At 64.9% G+C, this 13,702-nt stretch carries 12 protein-coding genes; 4 read left to right on the top strand and 8 right to left on the bottom strand.

The genetic code is table 11. The annotated features are described in order from the left end of the window. Positions 1 to 50: 50 nt before the first annotated feature. The 4 genes from CSQ95_RS01670 to CSQ95_RS01655 all read right to left on the bottom strand — a co-directional run bounded on the left by CSQ95_RS01670 (position 51) and on the right by CSQ95_RS01655 (position 3,996). Entirely contained in the window at positions 51 to 413 is a 363-nt protein-coding gene (locus tag CSQ95_RS01670; RefSeq protein ID WP_034752546.1) for a BON domain-containing protein, read from the bottom strand. Positions 414 to 680: 267 nt separating this feature from the next. Further along, the gene (locus tag CSQ95_RS01665) at positions 681 to 2,048 is read right to left on the bottom strand and encodes a sigma 54-interacting transcriptional regulator (protein ID WP_070312683.1); all 1,368 of its coding nucleotides are present in this window, start codon (positions 2,046 to 2,048) and stop codon (positions 681 to 683) included. Then, the gene (locus tag CSQ95_RS01660) at positions 2,045 to 2,587 is read right to left on the bottom strand and encodes a SlyX family protein (RefSeq protein ID WP_257217911.1); all 543 of its coding nucleotides are present in this window, start codon (positions 2,585 to 2,587) and stop codon (positions 2,045 to 2,047) included. Before CSQ95_RS01660 ends, CSQ95_RS01665 begins: the two co-directional genes overlap by 4 nt. Then, positions 2,584 to 3,996: an ATP-binding protein gene (locus tag CSQ95_RS01655; RefSeq protein ID WP_099408205.1), complete on the bottom strand. Its 1,413-nt coding sequence runs from the start codon at positions 3,994 to 3,996 to the stop codon at positions 2,584 to 2,586. Before CSQ95_RS01655 ends, CSQ95_RS01660 begins: the two co-directional genes overlap by 4 nt. A gap of 296 nt (positions 3,997 to 4,292) precedes the next feature. On the opposite strand from CSQ95_RS01655, the gene CSQ95_RS01650 reads away from it, so the two are divergent. Further along, positions 4,293 to 7,163 (top strand): insulinase family protein, encoded by a 2,871-nt coding sequence (locus tag CSQ95_RS01650; protein WP_099408204.1) that lies wholly within the window; start codon positions 4,293 to 4,295, stop codon positions 7,161 to 7,163. 123 nt (positions 7,164 to 7,286) lie between these two features. Here CSQ95_RS01650 and CSQ95_RS01645 read toward each other — a convergent pair whose 3' ends face one another. Then, on the bottom strand, positions 7,287 to 7,691 hold the full coding sequence (locus CSQ95_RS01645; protein WP_070223284.1) for a VOC family protein: 405 nt from the start codon (positions 7,689 to 7,691) through the stop codon (positions 7,287 to 7,289). Between the two features lie 57 nt (positions 7,692 to 7,748). Continuing rightward, the gene (locus CSQ95_RS01640) at positions 7,749 to 8,639 is read right to left on the bottom strand and encodes an AraC family transcriptional regulator (RefSeq protein WP_099408203.1); all 891 of its coding nucleotides are present in this window, start codon (positions 8,637 to 8,639) and stop codon (positions 7,749 to 7,751) included. Between the two features lie 127 nt (positions 8,640 to 8,766). Between CSQ95_RS01640 and CSQ95_RS01635 the strand changes: the two genes are divergently transcribed. Beyond that, positions 8,767 to 9,798 (top strand): methyltransferase domain-containing protein, encoded by a 1,032-nt coding sequence (locus CSQ95_RS01635; protein ID WP_099408202.1) that lies wholly within the window; start codon positions 8,767 to 8,769, stop codon positions 9,796 to 9,798. A 117-nt stretch (positions 9,799 to 9,915) separates the two neighbouring features. After that, positions 9,916 to 10,668: an SDR family oxidoreductase gene (locus CSQ95_RS01630; protein WP_070288937.1), complete on the top strand. Its 753-nt coding sequence runs from the start codon at positions 9,916 to 9,918 to the stop codon at positions 10,666 to 10,668. On the opposite strand, the gene CSQ95_RS01625 is transcribed toward CSQ95_RS01630, so the two are convergent. Beyond that, positions 10,665 to 11,564 carry a LysR substrate-binding domain-containing protein gene (locus CSQ95_RS01625; protein WP_070223293.1) on the bottom strand — a complete coding sequence of 300 codons (900 nt, stop codon included), beginning with the start codon at positions 11,562 to 11,564 and terminating at the stop codon, positions 10,665 to 10,667. The two genes, CSQ95_RS01630 and CSQ95_RS01625, sit on opposite strands and share 4 nt — an antisense overlap. Positions 11,565 to 11,676: 112 nt before the next feature. Between CSQ95_RS01625 and CSQ95_RS01620 the strand changes: the two genes are divergently transcribed. Next, positions 11,677 to 12,942 (top strand): MFS transporter, encoded by a 1,266-nt coding sequence (locus CSQ95_RS01620; protein WP_099408201.1) that lies wholly within the window; start codon positions 11,677 to 11,679, stop codon positions 12,940 to 12,942. On the opposite strand, the gene CSQ95_RS01615 is transcribed toward CSQ95_RS01620, so the two are convergent. After that, positions 12,939 to 13,598 (bottom strand): metalloregulator ArsR/SmtB family transcription factor, encoded by a 660-nt coding sequence (locus tag CSQ95_RS01615; RefSeq protein ID WP_070223362.1) that lies wholly within the window; start codon positions 13,596 to 13,598, stop codon positions 12,939 to 12,941. The two genes, CSQ95_RS01620 and CSQ95_RS01615, sit on opposite strands and share 4 nt — an antisense overlap. Positions 13,599 to 13,702 lie beyond the last annotated feature (104 nt).

The raw sequence follows: 13,702 nt of genomic DNA, 5'->3' as shown, positions 1-13,702 counted from the left end.
ATGCCCTGTCCGCAGACAGGGCAACCCGGAGTAAAGTACAGCGCGAGGGATTAACCGGCGGCTTTGACTTTCAGCTCGTTCTTGATTTCTTTCACGCCGCTCACGGAAGCGACGATCTGCACGACGCGGTCACCCGCTTCGGCGCTCGGCACGTCGCCCGACAGGACGACCACACCTTGCTGGGTTGCTACCTTGACCGGCAGGGCAGCGGCTTGCGCATCGGCGCTCAGGGCGGCCTTGGCCGAGGAAGTGATGGTTTCATCAGGGACGGCTGCGGCGGCGTTGGCGGCCACGACGGTGTCAGCAGGAGCTTGTGCTTTTGGGGCGGAGTCAGCTGCATGCGAAGCGGTGATCGAGGCGCCCGACAGTACGATAGCGGCAACCAGGGTATTGAACAGTTTCGATGTTTGCATGGTAGTTCCTCTCAATGAAGTTAAAAGCTTCTTACTTGGATAAAGCAACACTTTGAAGCGTCACATCTACCCATACAGCAAGCACCGTGCCAGCTTTTAATTTCCCTTCAAAATCAAGTACTTATATTCAAAGCCGATTTTTCCAGCCCATTTCCGCCGGATCCGGCCCGAAAAAGGGGGCTTTTTGTCGCCTGCCAGCGACAGCTTGTGGCAACAATATCAATGTTTCAGGTTAAGCCGCTGATTTTTAACGCTTTATTTTTGTCGCTAATCAGCGACAGGGTCGCCGTCGGCCCGGAACAAGGCCGGCGTCAGCTCATATTTCTGCAATAAACGGTAGAACTCCGTGCGGTTGCGGTCAGCCAGGCGGGCCGCGTCGGCCACGTTGCCGTCCGTCAGGCGCAGCAACTGGATCAGGTAGTCGCGCTCGAAGCGCTGCTTGGCTTCGTTATAGCTGAGCGCTTCGAGCGACGGCACGCGCAAGGCCCGCTGCACCAGCGACAAGGGCACCAGCGGCGCCGTGGCCAGCGCGCACACTTGCTCGACGACATTGACCAGTTGGCGTACGTTGCCCGGCCATGGCGCGGCCACCAGCGCCGTGAGGGCGTCGGGCGCGAAGCCGTTCAACGGTTTTTGATACTTGGCCGCCAGTTTCTGCAGGAAATGGTTTGCCAGCAAGGCGATGTCTTCGCGGCGCTCGGCCAGCGGCGGCAAGGTCAAGGTCACGACGTTGAGGCGGTAATACAGGTCTTCGCGGAATTGCCCTTCCGCCATGGCCACATCGAGGTCGCGGTGCGTGGCGGACAGCAAGCGCACGTCGACGGGCCGCGTCTGGTCGGCGCCCACGGGCCGCACGGCCCGCTCCTGCAGCACGCGCAGCAATTTGACTTGCAGCGGCAGCGGCATGTCGCCGATCTCGTCCAGAAACAGGGTGCCGCCATCGGCCGCCTGAAATAAACCTTCGCGGTTGCCGACGGCGCCCGTAAACGAGCCTTTCACGTGGCCGAACAGTTCCGATTCCAGCAGCTGCTCGGGGATGGCGCCGCAATTGACGGCGATGAACGGCGCCTTGGCGCGGCGGCTGGCGTTGTGCAGCGCGCGCGCCAGCAATTCCTTGCCCGTGCCGCTGGGGCCGCGGATCAGGATGCTGGCGTCGGACCCCGCTACCAGCTTGGCTTCGGCCAGCAGCTCGGCCATCTGCGCACTGCGGCTGATCAGTTCGGCACGCCAGCTTTCGTCGCCGGATGCCGGCGCCGGCATGACGGTGGACAAGTTGATGGCGTACGCCACTTTTTCCATCAAGAGCTTGCCGTCGAACGGCTTCGTCAGGTAGGCAAACGCGCCGCGCGCCGTCGCATCGACGGCATCGGGAATGGTGCCGTGCGCCGTGAGCAAAATGACGGGCAGGGCCGCGTGCTGACGGCGGATTTCATCGAACAGCGCCAGGCCGTCGCGGCCCGGCAATTGCACGTCGGTAATGACCAGGGCCGGCAATTCCACGGCCAGGCGCGCCAGCGCCGCTTCCGCGCTGCCCACGGCCGTCACGCGATAGTTGCCCGCCTTCAAGCGGATGGTCAGCAAACGCAGCAGGTCGGGATCGTCGTCGACCAATAAAATGTGGGCGTGCTCGCTCATTTCGCCGCTCCTGCGGCAGGGCGCACGGACAGGCTGCGCTCGATGTTTTTCAGCGCCTCGAGTTTTTCATTGAGCTGGTCGATGCGGCGCTGGGCGTCGCGCAGCTGCGTGTTGAGCTTGTCGATGCTGTCTTCCTGGCGGCGCAGTTCCGCATACTGGCTGCCCAGCAATTGCGCCAGCGGCGCCAGCAGTTGCGCATCCTTGCCCGTGGCCGTGGCCAGCGGTTCCAGCAAGGCTTGCGCGCGGGCCAGGTCGCCGGGCGCGCGCACGGTCGCCTGCAGCATGGCGCGGCGTATCGTGTTGTGCGGCGCATGATCGGCCTTGGCCAGGTCCAGCTGCGCTTTCGCCAGTTCCGACGGCGTCATCAGGCGCAAGGCACTCTGATACGCGAGCAGTTCGGTCAGCTGGGGATCGGCCACCACCACCACGCGCGGCGGCGTCTGCACCAGCACGGGCGTCTGGGTGGGGGGCTTGGCGGCGCAAGCGCCCAACAGCAGCGCGCAGGCGGCCATGCCGGCCAGGGAAGTTCTCGTCATCATAAGGGCAGTTCTATCCGAAAATGCGCGCCAGCCTGGCGCGGTAAAAGAGTGACGCTGCCATCGTGGGCGGCGATATATTCGCGCACGATGGACAGGCCGATGCCATTGCCGTTGCGCGCGCCGGCCGCCTGGCGCACTCCCTGGTAAAACGGTTCAAAAATGCGCGCGGCATCCTCGGGCGCCACGCCGGCGCCCTCGTCGATGCAATCGATGCGCACGCGGCCTCCTTCGCAAGACAGGGTGAAACGCACGGTGCCGCCCTCCGGGCTGAAACGCACGGCATTCGACAGCAAATTCGCCAGGGCGGTGGCCAGCTTGTCGCGGTCGGCCTGCACGATCAGGGACTCGCCCTGCACCTCGACCGTCAAACGGCGCGCCAGCCATTGCAGGCGCTGCGCGGCCACCACATCTTGCAGCAAGACCAGCAAGTCGACCTTGCTGTGCGCCAGATGCTGGGCGTCAAAAGCGGCGGTATTGTAGCGCAGCAAGTCTTCGATCTGGGTTTGCAGCGAGGCCGTGTTTTGCTGCAAGATGCCGGCGATTTCGCGCTGGCTGTCGCTGAGCTTGCCGGCCACCTCGTCTTCCAGCAAGGCCACGCCTTCGCGCAGGGCCGCCAGCGGCGTCTTCAGCTCATGCGAGATATGGCGCAGAAAACGTTCCTTGTCGGCATCGAGGTCCGCCAGGCGCTGGCGCAGCCAGTCCAGCTGCTGGCCCAGGCGGCGCGTGTCGGCCGGGCCGCCGACGACGATGGGCTGGTCGTAGCGCTTCTCGCCCAGGCGCTCGATGGCCGTCTCGATGCGGCGCAGCGGACGCGAGAGTAAAAAACCGAAGCAGGTGGCCAGCACGGCCGCCAGCAGCACGGCGCCGCCCACCAGCAGGCCCAGCAGGCGGCGCTGGCGCTCCAGCTCGGCCAGCAGCGCGTCATTGCGGCTGCCGATTTCCGTCTTGCTTTCGCGCGCCAGGCTGTCATTGATCTGCGTCATGCGGGCAAACGCGCGGTACACGACGGCGTGGCCATCGCGTTTGCGGCGTTTTCCAGCTTGCAAGACTTCCCACGCCGATTGCGCCTGCACCGTCCATTCGTCGGCCAGCTGGGGAGCGAATTCGGGCGTGGCGCGGTTCAGCACTTGCAGCGCCGCCGTCGCTTCCTCGCGCGCCGCCGCGTAACGCTCGCGGAACACGGGGTCGTCCAGCACGAGGAACTGGCGCGCGCTGCGCTCCATGGCCAGGGTGCGCTCGGACAGGCGCTGCGACTGTTCCGTCAGGGCGATCGCCTGCGCCGCCGTCTCACGCCCCAGCCGGGCCAGGTGCTCCAGGGTCAGCAGGGCTTGCACGGAGGTGGCCGTCAAGATACCCGTCGTCAAAATGAAGGCGGCAAATAACAGTTGGCGAAAGGAAAGTCGGGACAAGGTAGGCGCCTTCGGTTCAGTCTGGAGTGCAAAAGGCGCATGGTACGCTAAGCCCCCATCCTGGGGCGCCACCTGTCCAAAAATAGCTTATTTTGCAACATTGTTGCTTTTCCGGCCGACAAGCGAGGCCCGGCGGCGGCGCACGAATACTCCTAGTACAATAGGGAAAACTTCACGCAGGCATCAAAGTGACACCCCGCCCTGGCGGCCAGTCCTGGCATTCCGCCACTTTGCCCCCACATGTGATGCAGCCCCACCGACTATCCGAATCACCTACCGAAGAGATCCCATACCGCATGAGCACATTTGAAAAAGTCAGCAGCAACTTCATTCCAGTCTTGCAGGCAACCATCGAGCAATATGTCGAGCCAGCAACGGGCATGCGCCATATCCACATGCATACCGAGCAGGCTGAGATGGTGTTCCTGGTGGCCTTTCCCACTGTGCCGGAAGTGAGCGACGGACGCGCCCACATCCTCGAACACCTGGCCTTGTGCGGTTCGTCGCGCTACCCGGTGCGCGACCCGTTTTTCTCGATGCTGCGCCGCTCGACGGCCACCTTCATGAATGCGATGACCTATCCGGACCGCACCGTGTACCCGTTCGCCAGCACCGACCGCAAGGATTTCTTCAACCTGCTCGACGTCTATCTCGATGCGGCCTTCTTCCCGAACCTCGATTACCTGAACTTCCGCCAGGAAGGCTGGCGCCATGCGTTCGAAGGCGACAAGCTCGTGTACCAGGGCATCGTCTTCAATGAAATGAAGGGCGCCTTCAACAGCCCCATGCGCGCGCTCGACAGCGGCATCGCCAGCGCCTTGCTCAAGGGCACGACGTATGAAGTGGAATCGGGCGGCGATCCGCTCGACATCCCCGAGCTGACGCATGCCATGCTGAAAGAATTCCACGCCAGTCACTACCATCCTTCGCAAGCCGTGATCATGACCGCCGGCAATATCGAAGCGTCGGCCGTGCAGGAGCAGGTCGCCGAGCGCGTGCTATCCAAGCTCAGCGGCTTTAGCCCGCGCCGCCTGCCGCAGCTGGCGCCCGCGTGGACGGCGCCGCAGGAAAACATCGTCAAGATTCCTTCACAGGAAGCGCGCGACGATGAATTCGGCCTGCAATTTGCCTGGCTGATGGGCGAATCGAGCGACCCCATCGCCTACTACCACGCGCATTTGCTGTCGCATGGCTTGCTCGGTGAATCGTCGGCGCCCGTCATGCGCGCCATGGAATCGGCCGGCTATGGCCGCCCATCGGACATGAATGGCCGCGACGCGGGCATCCGCCAGATGGTGTTCCACATCGGCATGGAAGGTTTAACCAAAGAACAGATCGCCGATGCGCACCAGCGCATCTGGGCCGCGCTGGAAGAAACGGCGGAAGAGGGCATTCCCGCCGCCGTGCTGCACGCGGCCTTGCGCGACATCAAATACAGCCAGCGCGAAATCAGCAGCGGCCGCATGCCTTACGGCCTGGGCCGTTTGCTGCACGCCTTGCCGCTGGCCATGTACGACGGCAACGTGATGGACGCCTTCGACAATGCGGCCATCCTGGAAACCCTGGAGCAGCAGATCGACGACCCGGCATTCTTCAAGCAGCTGGTGCGCGAGCTGATCGCCAACCCGACCCGTTTGACGACGCACGTGGTGCCCGACAGCGCCTATTTTACCGACCGCGCCGCGCAGGAAGACGCCAAACTGGCGGCCCTGCAGGCAAAGCTGACGGATGCCGAGCGCGAACACATCGTGGCCGAGTCCGCAGCGCTGGAAGCGCATCAGCAGCTGCCGTCAAATTCGGAAGTGCTGCCGCGCATCCGCCCTGGCGACGTCAGCGCCGCGCCGCGCCCGGCCCTGCCGATTCCACCGGCCGTCGATGGCGCCGTGGCGTTCAGCATTGCCTCGAACGGCATCAGCTATGCCAACGTGCTGTACGACGTGTCGGGCCTGCCGGAAGCGTCGTGGTCATGGCTGCGCCTGTACACGGACCTGGCGCCGGAACTGGGCGTGGGCGACATGTCGTTCGATGACGCCAGCGCCTGGCGCCAGAGCATGGTGCCGTCGTTCCACATCGGCCTGGAAGCCATTCCCCGCCCGCAGCAAGCGATGCGCGTGGAATTGTCGTTCTCGGCCAGCGGCTTGCGCGAAGAACACGCGGCCATCGCCGCCGTGCTGTCGGCATGGATCGCCAAGCCACGCTTCGATGAAGAAGAGCGCCTGGCCTTCCTGATCGAAAGCCTGGTGCAAGACAAACTCTCCAGCCTGGCCGAATCGGGCAACCGCTACGCCATGCTGGCCTCGGCAGCGCCGCTGTCGCCGACGCGCCGCTTCGACGACATCGTCGGCGGCCCGGCAGCATTGCCGTTTTACCGCCGTTTGCAGCAGCTGAGCAAGACATCGGCAGGCTTGCAGGAAATCGCCCGCGAACTCGACACCCTGCATGCGCACATCATCGCCCAGCCGCCGACCGTGCTGTGCGCGGGCCTGGAGCAGGATGGCATCACGCTGGCACGTCTGCTCGAGTTGCCGGCCGCCAGCACGGAGGCGGCCGCGCCAGCCGTTGCCGCCGCTCCGGCTACCTTGCCACTGGCCAACACGGCCCTGTATGCGACGAGCCAGATCAACCATTGCTTCGTTTCCTGGGCCGTGCCCGGCGTGCATAATCCCGATGCTGCGGCCCTGGCCGTGGCCGCCGAGCTGATGACCAACCAGGTGCTGCATACGGCCCTGCGCGAAAAAGGCGGCGCGTATGGCGGCAGCGCCAGCTACGCGGCCGGCGCCGGCACGTTCACGCTAAGCTCCTACCGCGATCCGCGCCTGGCCGGCACGTTCGCCGACTTCGGCACGACGCTCGACCAGATCCTCGACGGCGATTTCTCGCAAGAGCAGGTGGAAGAAGCCATCATCTGCGTCATCAAGGGGCTCGACAAGCCGCACTCGCCGTACGCGGAAGCGCTGACGGCCTGGAACATGCAGCAGCGGGGCACGACGGAAGCCGTGCGCCAGCAGTTCCGTACCGGCGTGCTCAATTGCACCCTGGCGCAGATCAAGGACGTCACGCACACCTGGCTGAAAAACGGCCAGCAAAGCCGCGCCGCGTTTGCGGGCAATACGACGCAAGACCTGGCCGGCCTGGACGTGGTCGATCTGCTGGCGCTGGCTTCCTAAGCTGGCCGGTGACGTCGGATTACGCGCGGCGTTGCCGCGCTAATCCGACCTACCCGATCTGCCTGAGCCGTAGCGTAGGTCGGATTAGCGGCGGCACGCCGCGTAATCCGACACCACCACCGATCAGCCAGGTACGGCGCCTGCTTCCATGTACATCAATTCCCACTGATGCCCATCGGGGTCCTGGAAACTGTGGCCATACATGAAGCCGAAATCGATCGGCTCCTTGTAGATGCTGCCACCCGCCTGGACGGCTTTCGCCACCAGCGCATCGACTTCGCCCCGGCTCTCGGCTGACAAACACACGAGCACTTCCGTCGCTACCTTGGTATCGCACAGCTGCTTGGGCGTGAATTGCTTGAACTTGTCGTGCGTCAACAGCATCACGAAGATATCGTCGGCAACGATCATGCACGTCGCTGTTTCATCCGTGAAATGGGCATTGAAACTGAAGCCCAGCGCCGTGAAAAACGCCACGGAGCGTTCCAGCGACTGGACGGGAAGATTGACAAAGATTTTGCGGGCCATCATGTCTCCTTGTGGGTCGTAGTTATGGATGCTGCCCGCCGATTCTACACCGGCTTTTTACGCGCCCGCGCGTCCCACGGTCTTCGGCGCGTAGCCGAAATAGCGGCTGAAGGCGGCACTGAAATTGGCCGGGTGACGGTAGCCCGTTTGCCAGCCCGCCTGCGCCACCTGGCAACCATTTTCCAGCAGTAACTTTGCCCGCTGCATGCGCAGCGCCAGCAGGGTGCGCTGGGGGCTGTCGCCATAGCGGTAGCGCCATCCCTGCTTGAGCTTGAACAAACTCAAGCCCGCTTGCGCGCACAGGTAATCGAGCGTGAGTGCCTGCGCCATCTGCTCCTGCATCAGCGCGTAGACGCGTTCCAATTTGACGATGTCGGCCTCGGACCAGCGCGGCACGGATGCGGGCGCGGGCCGCAGTCCCCGCAGCTGTTCCGCCAGGATACTCAGCACGCCGATATGCACGGCCAGCGGGTCCGTCGCGCGCAGCAGCGAGCGGGCGTGCAGGGTAGCGGCCGCAGTGGTGGCCGCATGCGCCAGCTGGCGCGCGCCGCCGTGGGGCAGCAGGGACGCCAACCCCTCCGGCCAGTAGCGCGCCAGCGCCTCTTCATCGATCAGCACGCGCAATTGCGCCGCCCGTTGATGCGCCTCGAAACGGCGCTCGCCGCTGACGTGCCGGAACACCGTCATCGTTGTATGGCCACCCTGGAAACGCAATTGTTCGCCATCGCGCGTGGCGTAGGCGGACGCGCCTTCCAGGCCGATGGTGATCACCATGCCGCCCCCGTCGTCATGCTGCGATGGCTCGACGAGCGCAAGCCGTGGCCGGTAGTCGGAATGCACGAGCAGCAAGCCCTGGTCGACCTGGCGCTGCTCGGCGCGGCACTCTTTCAACCCCGGGTCCAGCTGGCGCCGCGTCCAGCCTGCCGCTTCCCTGTCCTGTCCCCTCATCGCTCCTCCCTGTCCTTGCGCGCCGTCGCGCATACGAAATACGCCGTGCCGCATACAAATGCAAATGATAATTATTCTCATTGTTACATAAAATGATGCTGATGCCCACCTCGCCGAAAGGAAGATCATGTCATTCGATACGCAACACGCCTTGCAACCGTACTGGGACCTGGCCGTCGCGCCCGTCCAGGCCGATGGACTGGCCGCCGCCCTGGAACTGGGTATTTTCGACGTGCTGGCCACGCCGCACACGCCGGCGCAACTGGCGGACGTCCTGTCGCTGCATGCGCCGCACACGGCCCTGCTGCTGGAATTGCTTTGGAGCATGCAGGTGCTGGAGCGCGACGGCGCCGATACTGAGGCACTACGCTACCGCTGCACGGCCACCACCTTGCAGTATTTCTGCCGCGACTCTGTTGCCTTTTGCGGCGACGCCTGGCTGTACCGGCTGCACGCGCTGCGCCATTTCGCCACGCAGCTCAACACCCTGGTGCGCGACGGCGGAAAAGTAACGCCCTACAGCACGGCGAGCGGGGTCAACTGGGCCACCGCCGCGCAGCAGCAGATCGGCCAGGAGCAGCGCGCCGTCACCATGCGCGCCGCCCTGTGCGTGATGCAGCGCGTCGCCCCGTTTGCGGACGGCAACACGCCGCTGCGCCTGCTCGACGCGGGCGGCGGTCCCGGCTGGGTGGCCATTGCGCTGGCGCAAGCCCATGCGGGCGTGCACGGCTGCGTTTTCGACTGGCCGGAAACGGTGGCCGTGGCGGCCGCGAACATCGCCCATGCGCAACTATCCGACCGCCTGGAGACCCTGGGCGGCGACCTGGACAGCGACGATATCGGCGGCGGCTACGACCTCATCTGGTGCTCGTCCGTGCTGCATTTCGTGCCAGACATGGCGGCTGCCTTGCGCAAGATGCAGGCAGCCTTGAAGCCAGGTGGCGTGCTCGTCTGCATACAGGCGGAAATCGCGGCGGCGCCGGGCGACGCGGCGCGCGTGCTGCCGTATTACTTGCCAATGCGCATGCTGGGCCGCACGGTGACACGGCACGGTGAATTGGCGCAGCTGCTGCGCGACACGGGCTGGCGGCAAGTGGAGCAATACGGCGCCAGCGATTTTCCCATGGCCCCCGTGCAGGTGCTGATTGCTCGTGCCTAACAATTACCATTTGGCAATTATCTTTTTTATAGCAAAAAAGGACGCAAATGCGCTAAGCTGTGCCGGCATTGATCGATGTCATCCGCAGCACTGTGCTGCCTTCACAAGGAACCCATCATGAGTCAAGCTATTGCAGGGAAAGTCGTCCTCATCACCGGTGCCAGCAGCGGCCTGGGAGAAGCCACCGCGCGCCATCTGGCCGCATTGGGCGCCTGCGTCGTGCTCGGTGCGCGCCGCATGGATTTGCTCAATACCATCGCCGAGGAAATCACGGCCGCCGGCGGCCAGGCCGCCATTGCCCAGACCGACGTCACTCAGGCGGGCGACCTGAAGCGCCTGGTCGACACGGCCCTGGCCGTGTTCGGCAAGGTCGATGTGATGATCAACAATGCGGGGCTGATGGCCATCGCGCCGATGAGCGCCTTGCAAGTCGACGAGTGGAACAACATGATCGATATCAACATCAAAGGCGTGTTGAACGGCATCGCCGCCGTCCTGCCGCATTTCCAGGCGCAAAACAGCGGCCACTTCATCAATATCTCGTCGGTGGCGGGACAAAAAGTCTTCAGCCCGGGCGGCACCGTCTACAGCGGCACCAAGTTTGCCGTCAGCGCCATTTCAGAAGGCTTGCGCCACGAGCTGGCGGCCAGCGGCGGCACCATCCGCACCACCGTCATTGCGCCGGGCGCCGTGGACACGGAGTTGAGCCAGGGCAGCAGCCACGCCGAGAGCGCCAAGGCCGTCAAGGAGTTCTACCAGATCGCCATTCCCGCCGATGCCGTGGCGCGCGCCATCGCGTATGCGATCGAGCAGCCGGCCGACGTGGCTATCAATGAGATCGTGCTGCGCCCGACGGCGCAGGCGTTTTAAGCGGCATCCTGTTGCAGCGATTCGATGATCAAGCCGGCCAGGCGCTCGACGGGCGGCCTGGACACGCTTGAGGCGCGCAGCAATTCCAGCGACAGCGGAGGCAGGGCGGGCAAGCCCGCTTCCACGTGATCGAGCGCGCGCACGGTCGAGGGCAAGCCCAGGCCCGTGCGCACCGTCACGCCCAGCCCGGCCGCCGCCGCCGCCCACAGTCCCGCCAGGCTGGGACTGGTAAACGCCGTGCGCCAGGCGATGCCGGCCCCATCGAGCGCCTGCGTGGCGCAGCGCTGGAACAGGCATTCGCGGTCGAACGTAATGAGCGGCAAAGGCTCGCCCGACTCGGGGCGCCAGGCCAGGCTGGACGAGGCGATCCAGCGCATGGACGGTTCGGCAATATGCTGGCGCTGCTGCTGCGGATATTCGGCCACGTCGGCGATACAGGCGCCGCCCCACAGCAGGGCCAGGTCCAGCTGGCCCATGGCCAGCCCTTCCATCAGGGCCGTGTTGCGCGCCACGTGCGCCTCGATGCGCACTTTCGGATGCGCGCGGGCAAAACGCCCCAGCACGTCAGGCAGCAAGGCTTCGCCAAAATCTTCCTGCAAGCCCAGCCGGATCCACCCTTCCAGTTCCGCCCCGCGCAAGGCGACGGCCGCCTCGTCGTTGAGTTCCAGCAGGCGGCGCGCATAGCCGAGCAGCACGTCGCCGGCCGGCGTCAGCGCCAGGCCCCTGCCATCCTTGCGGAACAGGGGCATGCCCGCCTGCTCCTCGAGTTTTTTCAGCTGCGCGCTGACGGCCGAGGTGGAACGGCCCACCTTGTCGGCCGCGCGGGCAAAGCTGCCCAGCTCGATGCCAGCCACATAGCTGCGCAGAAAGGCGATGTCGAAATTAAGCAGGCTCATGGCGTGGCGGTGATCGTCCGGTTTTATGGGATGGTGTAGCACAAATTATCTGATATTCAGAATGATCGTAGCGCGCCACACTGTCAGGGTCAACCACTTTTCTCTCCCTGCCATGAGCACCCGTTGCCAAGCCATTCCTGTTCCTGTCCCCGTCACCGCGCCCGTGCTGGGCGACGCCCACCGCTGGAAAGTACTCGCCGTCGGCGTGGCGGCCAATGCCAGCTTTTCCGCCGCCGCCAACGGCATGCCCACCACGGCCATCTGGCTGCGCAGCGGCTATCACCTGAGCAATACAGAACTGGGGGTGGCGCTGGGCGCCATGGGCCTGGGCGTGGCCCTGACCGAATTGCCATGGGGCATCGCCACCGACCGCTGGGGCGACCGTCCCGTGCTGCTGACCGGCTTGCTGGGCACCATGCTGGCGCTGCTGGCCTTGCTGCTGTGGATTACGCCCGCTGGCGGGTCCGTGCCGCCGTTATGGGCGCTGGCGGCGGGGCTGGCCCTGGTCGGCGTGCTGGGCGGCAGCGTGAACGGCGCCAGCGGCCGCGCCGTGATGCGCTGGTTCGGCCCCGGCGAACGGGGTTTTGCCATGAGCATCCGCCAGACGGCCGTGCCGCTGGGCGGCGGCCTCGGCGCCCTCATCCTGCCCAGCCTGGCATCGCGCTACGGCTTCATGCCCGTGTTTGGCGCCCTGGCCCTCGTATGCGGCCTGTCGGCGTTTTTTACGTGGCGCTGGATGCATGAACCCGATTTCTCTGCCGAGGCCGCCAAGGGGCCGCACAATGCGTCCAAAAGCCTGTCCGGGATCAAGCCACTGCCACCGTTACGCAATCGAAAGGTCTGGCGCATGGTGGCCGCCATCGGCTTGCTGTGCGTGCCCCAGTTTGCCGTGCTCAGCTACGCCACCGTCTTCCTGCACGACCATGGCGGCCTGGGCCTGGCGGCCATCACGGCCGTGATGGTGGCCCTGCAGGCGGGCGCCATGGTGATGCGCATCTGGAGCGGACGCCATACGGACCGCCACGCGAACCGGCCCGCCTACCTGCGCGGCTCGGCCCTGGTGGCGCTGGCTGCATTCATTTTGCTGGGATGCATCGCCTGGCTGGAGGCGCCGGGCTGGCTGCTGATGGCCGCCGTGGTGCTCGCCGGCATCGCCGTGTCCGCCTGGCATGGCGTGGCCTACACGGAGCTGGCCACGGAAGCGGGCGGCGCCAACGCGGGCACGGCCCTGGGCATGGCGAACACGGCCGTCTACGTGGGGCTGTTCCTCACGCCGATGGCCATCCCGCACCTGCTGGCGGCCAGCAACTGGCCCGTCGTATGGTGGCTGGCGGGACTGGTGGCGCTACTGACCTGGCCGCTGTTTCCGAAGCCTTAAGAAAGCGGCGAAATCCGGTAAACGCAGCGCATCGCGTTCGCCAGCACGTGCTGCTCGCGCACGATGCTGGCGCTTGGCCCCACCACTTCCTGGAACAGCTGCAGTTCGGAGCGGCAAAAGCCCTGGCAGGTGCGCGCCGCGGCGCAGATGGGGCAGTGGTCTTCGATCAGCAGCCAGTCGTCGCCGTCCGCTTCCACGCGCGCCATATACCCCTCTTCATCGCGCACGGCGGCCAATTGCTGCAGCCGCGTGGGCAAGTCCGGCGCCGAACACGCCAAGGCGTACGCGCTGCGGCTTTCCTCTTCGCGCTGCGTGATCAGTTTATCCAGCCCCGCCTCGCCGAACAGCTGGCGCACGGAACCGATCAGCTTGATCGTCAGTTGCGCATGCGTGTCGGGAAAGCGCGCATTGCCCGCTTCCGTCAAGACCCAGTTCTGGCGCGGCCGTCCCGCGCCCGCCTGCGCTTCCTGGCGTCCTTCGATCAGGCCTGCCGCCACCAGCTTTTGCACTTGCTGGCGCGCCGCCTCGCCCGTCATGTCCAGGGTCTTGGCCAGGGTCGCCGTGGAGACGGGTCCCTTGGTCTTGATGAAATACAGGATGCGCTCCGTCGTTTGCGGCGCTTCGCTATTATCCAAACGTTTACTTGTGTAATTCATTTCGCTCAACTATCATGGGGCCAGTTAACCAACTAATTGCTTGCATAATAGGCCGGTAGCTCCCCGCTGTCGAGGAGTTTCCACGCCTGCATGCCGGCAAGGTA

The sequence above is a fragment of the Janthinobacterium sp. BJB304 genome, assembly GCF_002735765.1.
GTDB lineage: Bacteria > Pseudomonadota > Gammaproteobacteria > Burkholderiales > Burkholderiaceae_D > Janthinobacterium.
The sequence above is the reverse complement of the archived record's forward strand: the minus strand, read 5'-3'. Positions and strand labels throughout refer to the sequence as shown.

What these genes read in the sequence shown, in the direction of transcription:
- CSQ95_RS01665 (WP_070312683.1), bottom strand. Translation starts at nt 2,048, where the DNA reads ATGAGCGAGCACGCCCACATTTTATTGGTCGACGACGATCCCGACCTG.
- CSQ95_RS01635 (WP_099408202.1), top strand. Translation starts at nt 8,767, where the DNA reads ATGTCATTCGATACGCAACACGCCTTGCAACCGTACTGGGACCTGGCC.
- CSQ95_RS01640 (WP_099408203.1), bottom strand. Translation starts at nt 8,639, where the DNA reads ATGAGGGGACAGGACAGGGAAGCGGCAGGCTGGACGCGGCGCCAGCTG.
- CSQ95_RS01650 (WP_099408204.1), top strand. Translation starts at nt 4,293, where the DNA reads ATGAGCACATTTGAAAAAGTCAGCAGCAACTTCATTCCAGTCTTGCAG.
- CSQ95_RS01670 (WP_034752546.1), bottom strand. Translation starts at nt 413, where the DNA reads ATGCAAACATCGAAACTGTTCAATACCCTGGTTGCCGCTATCGTACTG.
- CSQ95_RS01645 (WP_070223284.1), bottom strand. Translation starts at nt 7,691, where the DNA reads ATGGCCCGCAAAATCTTTGTCAATCTTCCCGTCCAGTCGCTGGAACGC.
- CSQ95_RS01630 (WP_070288937.1), top strand. Translation starts at nt 9,916, where the DNA reads ATGAGTCAAGCTATTGCAGGGAAAGTCGTCCTCATCACCGGTGCCAGC.
- CSQ95_RS01620 (WP_099408201.1), top strand. Translation starts at nt 11,677, where the DNA reads ATGAGCACCCGTTGCCAAGCCATTCCTGTTCCTGTCCCCGTCACCGCG.
- CSQ95_RS01625 (WP_070223293.1), bottom strand. Translation starts at nt 11,564, where the DNA reads ATGAGCCTGCTTAATTTCGACATCGCCTTTCTGCGCAGCTATGTGGCT.
- CSQ95_RS01660 (WP_257217911.1), bottom strand. Translation starts at nt 2,587, where the DNA reads ATGATGACGAGAACTTCCCTGGCCGGCATGGCCGCCTGCGCGCTGCTG.
- CSQ95_RS01615 (WP_070223362.1), bottom strand. Translation starts at nt 13,598, where the DNA reads ATGAATTACACAAGTAAACGTTTGGATAATAGCGAAGCGCCGCAAACG.